General features: G+C 68.4%; 7 protein-coding genes. All 7 read right to left on the reverse strand.

Going from position 1 to position 6822, the window contains the following annotated elements:
* Positions 1 to 1073: 1073 nt before the first annotated feature.
* The 7 genes from E1261_RS41985 to E1261_RS42015 all read right to left on the reverse strand — a co-directional run bounded on the left by E1261_RS41985 (position 1074) and on the right by E1261_RS42015 (position 6709).
* Positions 1074 to 2837, reverse strand: coding sequence for a proline--tRNA ligase (locus E1261_RS41985; RefSeq protein WP_132415433.1), 1764 nt, complete (start codon positions 2835 to 2837; stop codon positions 1074 to 1076).
* A gap of 89 nt (positions 2838 to 2926) precedes the next feature.
* On the reverse strand, positions 2927 to 3298 hold the full coding sequence (locus E1261_RS41990; protein ID WP_132415435.1) for a DoxX family protein: 372 nt from the start codon (positions 3296 to 3298) through the stop codon (positions 2927 to 2929).
* A 23-nt stretch (positions 3299 to 3321) separates the two neighbouring features.
* Positions 3322 to 4146, reverse strand: coding sequence for a GNAT family N-acetyltransferase (locus E1261_RS41995; RefSeq protein ID WP_132415436.1), 825 nt, complete (start codon positions 4144 to 4146; stop codon positions 3322 to 3324).
* 49 nt (positions 4147 to 4195) lie between these two features.
* The gene (locus E1261_RS42000; protein WP_165952832.1) at positions 4196 to 5443 is read right to left on the reverse strand and encodes an MFS transporter; all 1248 of its coding nucleotides are present in this window, start codon (positions 5441 to 5443) and stop codon (positions 4196 to 4198) included.
* The gene (locus E1261_RS42005; RefSeq protein WP_132415440.1) at positions 5440 to 5913 is read right to left on the reverse strand and encodes a GNAT family N-acetyltransferase; all 474 of its coding nucleotides are present in this window, start codon (positions 5911 to 5913) and stop codon (positions 5440 to 5442) included. Before E1261_RS42005 ends, E1261_RS42000 begins: the two co-directional genes overlap by 4 nt.
* On the reverse strand, positions 5910 to 6548 hold the full coding sequence (locus E1261_RS42010) for a VOC family protein (RefSeq protein ID WP_132415442.1): 639 nt from the start codon (positions 6546 to 6548) through the stop codon (positions 5910 to 5912). The genes E1261_RS42005 and E1261_RS42010 overlap by 4 nt, the downstream gene beginning before the upstream one ends.
* Positions 6545 to 6709 carry a ribbon-helix-helix domain-containing protein gene (locus E1261_RS42015; RefSeq protein WP_132415444.1) on the reverse strand — a complete coding sequence of 55 codons (165 nt, stop codon included), beginning with the start codon at positions 6707 to 6709 and terminating at the stop codon, positions 6545 to 6547. Before E1261_RS42015 ends, E1261_RS42010 begins: the two co-directional genes overlap by 4 nt.
* Between the last annotated feature and the right edge of the window lie 113 nt (positions 6710 to 6822).

Genomic DNA, 6822 nt, shown 5'->3' on the forward strand with positions numbered 1-6822 from the left:
ACCCCACACTGAACCCCCTCGCCATCCACCCGCCATCCACGCGACTGTGCGGACCGTGCCGCCGGCAATCGATATCCGGCAGCACACTCCTTCCACTCGACGACTCTCCGCACACCGGGTTCACTCGACGACGCACGGGAAGCGCGAGTGAACCCACCGCGCTCAATCCCCGCCAGCACGCCAAGTGGGCCGCAGCCCGCCAGCCAGCCAATGCGAACGGATCCCGTCCGCTGCCCGGCCGGCCGCCGACGGCGTCCCCGACCGCCGACCTCGCCAACAACCCCGCTTCAACCGCAACCCAAGCCCGTCCGCCCCAGGCAAGGCCCACGCGATCACCGACCTCGCCACCCCCTTCAGCCACCGCGCCGGCCAGCCACCCCTTGCAGTTGAATCGGCCGCAGCGGCGCCCAGCCACAAGCGCACCGCACCGGACGCATCAGAGCGGCGCCGTACCGGCGATCAGTGGAACAAAATTTGCACATACTGCCCACCACGCTCCACAAAGGCGGCCCGCGGACGACTCGACCGCCACGGCGGCCGGCAAAAGGCAGCACGGCGAGCCCGGCGCGTGGCTGAGCCGGATGGCGAGGCCGCGATCGCGTGAACGTCGCTGGGGCCGACAGGCTATGGCTGGGGAAGCCGAGCCGCCGCCTGACAAGGTGACCCGTTGCTGGAGGCTGGGGGGATCTTCACCCCGACCGGCACATTTTCCTCCCCAAACCGGTTCGGGGAGGGCGGGCACCGGCCGCGAGCGGATCTGGGGAGGATCCCCCCAAGAAAATCCGTCGCGGATCCACCCCAAACCGGTTTGGGGAGGGCACGCACCCGCCGCGAGGGCCTGGCCTGACACCGACTGGAACACCTGTGTCGCCGGCAATCGACATCCAGCAGCACACTCCTTCCACTCGACGACTCGCCGCACGGTGGGTTCACTCGGCCGGGACACGGTGGGTTCACTCGGCCGGGACACGGTGGGTTCACTCGGCCGGGACACGGTGGGTTCAGTGGCGGGGCGGTCCGGGAACGACGCTGCCCGGCCGTCCTGGTGGGCGGCCGGGCAGTGGGTGGTCAGATCAGTTGCGGACTGTTGTGACCAGGTGGTCTACGACGTCGGCTACGGGGATGTCGGTGCGGGTGTTGGAGCGGCGGTCCTTGACCTCGATGGTGCCTTCGGCGAGGCCTTTGCCGACGACGGCGATGGTGGGGACGCCGATCAGTTCGGCGTCCTTGAACTTGACGCCGGGGCTGACCTTCTCGCGGTCGTCGTAGAGGACGGTGAGGCCGCGGGACTCGAGCTCGGCGGCGATCTCGGCGGCCTTCGCGAAGAGCTCGGGATCCTTGCCGGTGGCAACGAGGTGGACGTCGGCGGGGGCGATCTCGCGCGGCCAGACCAGGCCGAACTCGTCGTGGTTGCCCTCGGCGATCGCGGCGACGGCGCGGGTGACGCCGACGCCGTAGGAGCCCATGGTGACGGTGACGAGCTTGCCGTTCTGGTCGAGCACCTTCAGGTCGAGGGCGTCGGCGTACTTGCGGCCGAGCTGGAAGATGTGGCCCATCTCGATGCCGCGCGCCGACTCCAGCGGACCGGAACCGTCCGGCGCGTCGTCACCGTCGCGGACCTCGGCGGCCTGGATCGTGCCGTCGGCGGTGAAGTCGCGGCCGTGCACCAGGTTGATGACGTGGAAGCCGGTCTTGTCGGCACCGGTCACCCAGGCCGAACCCTCGGCGATCCGCGGATCGAGCAGGTAGCGGATCTTCGACGCGTTCTCCGAACCCAGCACCCCCGGGCCGATGTAGCCCTTGGCCAGTGCGGGGTTCTTCTCGAAGTCGGACTCCTCGAACGCGACCACCTCGGCCGGCTCGACCTGTGCGCCCAGCCGCTTCTCGTCGATCGCCCGGTCCCCCGGTACGCCGATGGCCAGCGGCTCGCGGGTGCCGTCCGGGTTCACCAGCATCACGAGCACGTTCTTCAGCGTGTCCGCGGCGGTCCAGTCGCGGCCGTCGGTGCGCGGGTGCTTCGCGTTCAGCGCGTCGACCAGGGTGTCGATGGTCGGGGTGTCCGGGGTGTCGACCACCTCGGCCGCCGGGACGGCGGACGCGTCGACCGGCGCGGACTGCGGGACCACGACGGCCTCGACATTCGCGGCGTACCCACCGGCGGAGCGGACGAAGGTGTCCTCACCGTTCCCGGCGATCGCCAGGAACTCCTCGGACCGCGAACCGCCCATCGCACCGGACATCGCCTTGACGATCACGTAGTCGAAGCCGAGCCGGTCGAAGATCTTGATGTAGGCCCCGCGGTGTGCCTCGTACGACGCCTCGAGCCCGGCGTCGTCGATGTCGAACGAGTACGAGTCCTTCATCACGAACTCGCGCCCGCGCAGCACGCCGGCCCGCGGCCGGGCCTCGTCGCGGTACTTGTTCTGGATCTGGTAGATCGACAGCGGCAGGTCCTTGTACGACGAGTAGAGGTCCTTCACCACCAGGGTGAACATCTCCTCGTGCGTCGGACCGAGCAGCATGTCCGCGCCCTTGCGGTCCTTGAGCCGGAACAGGTTCGGCCCGTACTCGGTCCAGCGGCCGGTCGCCTCGTACGGCTCGCGGGGCAGGATGGCCGGGAAGACCAGCTCCTGCGCACCGATCGCGTCCATCTCCTCGCGGACGATCCGCTCGACCTTGCGCAGCACCCGCAGGCCGAGCGGCAGCCAGGTGTAGACACCAGGCGCCGTACGGCGGATGTAGCCGGCGCGGACGAGCAGCTTGTGGCTCGGGACCTCCGCGTCCGCCGGATCCTCGCGAAGGGTGCGGAGGAACAGCGACGACATACGCAGAATCACGGGAACTCCAAAGAGGGATGGAACAAAAGGTCGTCCTAGAGGATATCCGTCCTCCGAAGCTCGGCTGACCAGTTATCCCCAGGGAGGCGTCACTTCGTTTCGCGGGAAGCTTTCAGCGCCCATTTGATCAGCGGCACCTGGAACGGCAGCCGGGCCCAGGCGATCGCCTTCTGCCGTGGCGATCCCTTCCGCTGGATGTCCGCCGCCATCTGCACATTCGCGGGGAAGACTGCCACCAGCAGCCCCGCACTCGCGAGCCCGGCCAGCCGCCGCGTCCTCGGGTGCAGCAGCCCGGCCGCACAGGCGAGCTCAGCGACTCCGGAGGCGTAGACCAGCTCCTTCTTCCGCGGCAACACCTTCGGCACGATCTTCTCGAACGGCTCGGGCTTCACGAAATGCAGCACACCGAGTACGCCGAACAGCACCGACAGGCCGGTCGTGGTCTTGCTCCGGGACGCCATGCGGTCACCTTACTCCGGGGTAATCAGAACAGGATGGTGGCAAAGGTCTCGACGGTCCGGAAGCCGACCCGCTCGTACGAACGCTTCGCCGGCGTGTTGAAGGCGTTGACGTACAGCGTCACCACCGGCGCGATCTGGCGGGCGAGCTCGACCACCGCCGCCATCCCCGGCGCCGCGATTCCCTGACCTCGGTACTCCGGATCCACCCAGACCCCCTGGATCTGGCAGACCCCGGTGCCCACCGACCCGACCTCGGCCTTGAACACGACCCGGCCGTCCTCGATCCGCGCGAACGCGCGCCCGCCCCGGATCAGTTCGGCCACCCGGGACCGGTAGAAGGTCCCGTCCGGCCCGGTCTGCGGCGGTACGCCGACCTCTTCGGTGTACATGGCGACACAGGCCGGATACAGGATCGGCAGCTCGACCGGTTCGACGGCCCGGACCAGAGGATCAGCTTCGACCAACGGCGTACCGTCGATGACCATGAACGGCTGGTCGCCACGCACCTCGCGGGCCGGACCCCAGTGCGGTTCGAGCGCGGCCCACAGCTGGTCGACCGCGCGTGCCGGTCCGAGGATCTGGAAGCAGTTGCGGCCGCGACGCAGCGCGTACGCCGCGAAGGCGCGCAACGCGGCATCGTCCGCGCCGACCGGAACCATGTTCCCGCCGGCGTGACACAACGCCTCGAGCACGCCCTTGTCGACGTACCCCCAGACCTCGGCACCGCGGCGCGGATCGAGTCCGGATGCCTGCACGAGACTGTCGACGAACACGTTGACGACCGGGTCACGGGCGATCACCGCGCGCGCCGCCGCGAGGTCACGAGGACCGAGAACCCGTACGCCCACGCGCAGAACCTAGCGGATGAACCGCGTCAGATCACTTAAGGGGCACTCTTCAGGCCGTCGCCGCATCGTGTGCGGCCGCGATCCGGCGCAGCGGTGAGGTCCAGGCCACAATCACGCCGACGAAGCTGGCGAGGCCGACCAGCACCATGCCGCTCCGGATGCCGAACTGGCTGCCGAGCAGACCGCCGACCATCGCACCCACCGTCCAGCCGAGCCCCCAGGACAGCATCCGGCCGGCTGTGTTCACTCGGCCGAGCAGGTGCTCCGGGGTGACCTGCTGCCGGTAGGAGATCGAGTTGACGATCACCAGCACGTACGCCGATCCCCAGACCAGCAAGGCGAACGCGGCCACCACCCAGCCGGGCGACAGTGGCGCCAGCACTCCGATCACCGCGGACGCCGGGAGCGCGTAGAGCGTGATTGCGGCCGGAGCCCGTCGTTTCAGCAGCCGGGGCAGCGCGAGTGCGGCGATCAGCCCGCCGATCCCCCACGCGCCCCAGACCAGTCCGAAGCGGAGTCCCGACGTACCGACGTGCAGCTCGCGGTCACACCACACAACCATCAGCGCCATGAACCCACCACCCGCCAAGGACTGCAGACTGCCGACGATTGTCATCGTCCGGACACCTGGATGGCGGACCAGGTAGCCGAGGCCTTCGGCAATGTCGCCGAGCACCACGCGCGGCCGCAGCGGCAGTTGCCCGTCCCGCGGCTCCGACATCGCGCGGACGATCCCGCGCACCGCCAGTGCGGACGCGACGAAGCTCAGAGCGTCCAGAGCAAGCAGTCCGGCCGGGTTGAGCACCGCCAGCAACAGTCCGGTCAGTGGCGGCACGAACAGCTCGATCAGACTGGACGTGGACCAGACTGCGGAGTTCGCCTGGGCCACTCGGGCCCGGCCGACCAGCACTGGCAGTGCGCCGAAGTTGGCACCGTCGAAGAAGGTATAGACCGCCTGTACGACGAACGCGACCACCAACACCTGTGTAACCGTCAACACTCCGAGTAGGTAGGCCAACGGCACCGAGCCGATCAGTACGGCGTTCACCAGGTCGGCCGACACCATCACGCGGCGCCGGTTCCAGCGGTCGGCCAGGGCGCCGGCGAACAGACCGGTCAGCAAGTACGGCGCCGCCTCGAGCGCAGTGACCGCAGCAGTCAGCACGGTCGACCCACTCAGCCGATAGACCAGCACCGGCAACGCAATCGCCGTCACCATCGACCCGGTTGTCGACAACGCGCGAGCAACGAAGTACCGCCGGAAGTCCGGATCGTCCCGCAACCGCGGCGGTGTCACAGCCCGAGTCTCATCCACTTCAGTTCGTCCCCGAGGTCCCGAGTCGGTGTCCTGAGCGGCTCTCCGAACCCGTACGCCTCATAGAAGCCGATCGCCTTCGCGTTGTCGACCATCACATCGAGCAGGAGCTCCGGCGTACCCGTTGGAAGCGCGTCGACGGCAGCGTCGAGCAACGCCTTACCCACACCTCTCCCCTGCTGATCCGGGAGCACGTACAGCTTCCACATCACCCAGAAGCCTTCCTCCTGGCCCAGACCAACCATCCCAACCAGTACGCCGTTCTCCTCGGCCACCAGCGTGATGCCGGACCGGATGCTGCGCTCGACCGCCTCCCGCGACCACCACTGCGCCAGACCGTCGGTGATGAACTCCGGCGACGCCAGACCGGCATACGCAACCGGCCAGGTGATCAGTCCGATCCGCCGTACCGCATCGGTGTCCTCGGGGGCCGCCCGCCGTACGGCGATCACCCGTGCACCACGACTGTCTGGCCATCGGGGTCGGTGATCTCGAGGGTGCCGGCGACCTGCGCGACCTGATAGCTGGCTGCGGTCAGCCGGGTGTGCACCTCAGCCAGGTCCTCGCTGGTGGTGAGCTCCAACCGGATGCCGTCCCCGAACCGCGCCAGCGCGCCGAGACCGACCACCTCCAGAAAGCCGCGCCACGCCGTCTCCTCCGTGCGGTCCAGTTGCGGTGTGACCAGCCAGCGCTCGTCGGGGCGCGTCTCGTTCAGCTTGTAGCCGTAGAGGTCGTCACTGCGCTCGTCGATGTGGATGTGGACACCATCCGGACCGGCCACCCGCAGCACCCGCCCGTAGGCCTCGTCCCAGATGACGGCGTCGGCGTACCCGGCCTGCTCGAACTTCTCCTTCAACCGGTCGACATCTTCGGCCTCGAAGGACAGGTCCGTCTGCCCGGGCTTCCCGCCGGTCGAGCTGGTCGCCGCACTGTGCAGCGCAACCATCCCGCGCCCGGCCAGCATGTCCACCCAGTCACTACTCCGCTCAGACTCGATCCGCGCCTGCAACCCGAGCGTCTCCAGGAACGCCCGCATCTCCTCCACCCGATCCGTGAACCGCAACGGCCTGATCACCACGTCGTTCATCCGCGTGCCTCCCCATGCTTGTCCAGGTACTCGGTCAGGGCCTGCTCGACCAGCGCCGACAGACTCGCCGCTTCGTCGATCGCCTTGTGCTTCACCCGCCGCACCAACCCCGGCGGCAGGTACACGTTGAACTGCACCTTCTTGTCACCCTCGCCACTCATAGCTATATTGCTAGCATCCTAGAGAGCTACTAGTCAACGGGTGACGACGCGGAGGTAGGTGGATTCGCGGGTGTGGAGGGTGATGGGGAGGACGATGTTGCGAGGGGTGGTGG

It is taken from the genome of Kribbella albertanoniae (assembly GCF_004348455.1).
Classification (GTDB): domain Bacteria; phylum Actinomycetota; class Actinomycetes; order Propionibacteriales; family Kribbellaceae; genus Kribbella; species Kribbella albertanoniae.

Coding starts and splice junctions, on each gene's coding strand:
- E1261_RS41990 (WP_132415435.1), bottom strand. CDS start 3,298: ATGGCGTCCCGGAGCAAGACCACGACCGGCCTGTCGGTGCTGTTCGGC.
- E1261_RS42010 (WP_132415442.1), bottom strand. CDS start 6,548: ATGAACGACGTGGTGATCAGGCCGTTGCGGTTCACGGATCGGGTGGAG.
- E1261_RS42015 (WP_132415444.1), bottom strand. CDS start 6,709: ATGAGTGGCGAGGGTGACAAGAAGGTGCAGTTCAACGTGTACCTGCCG.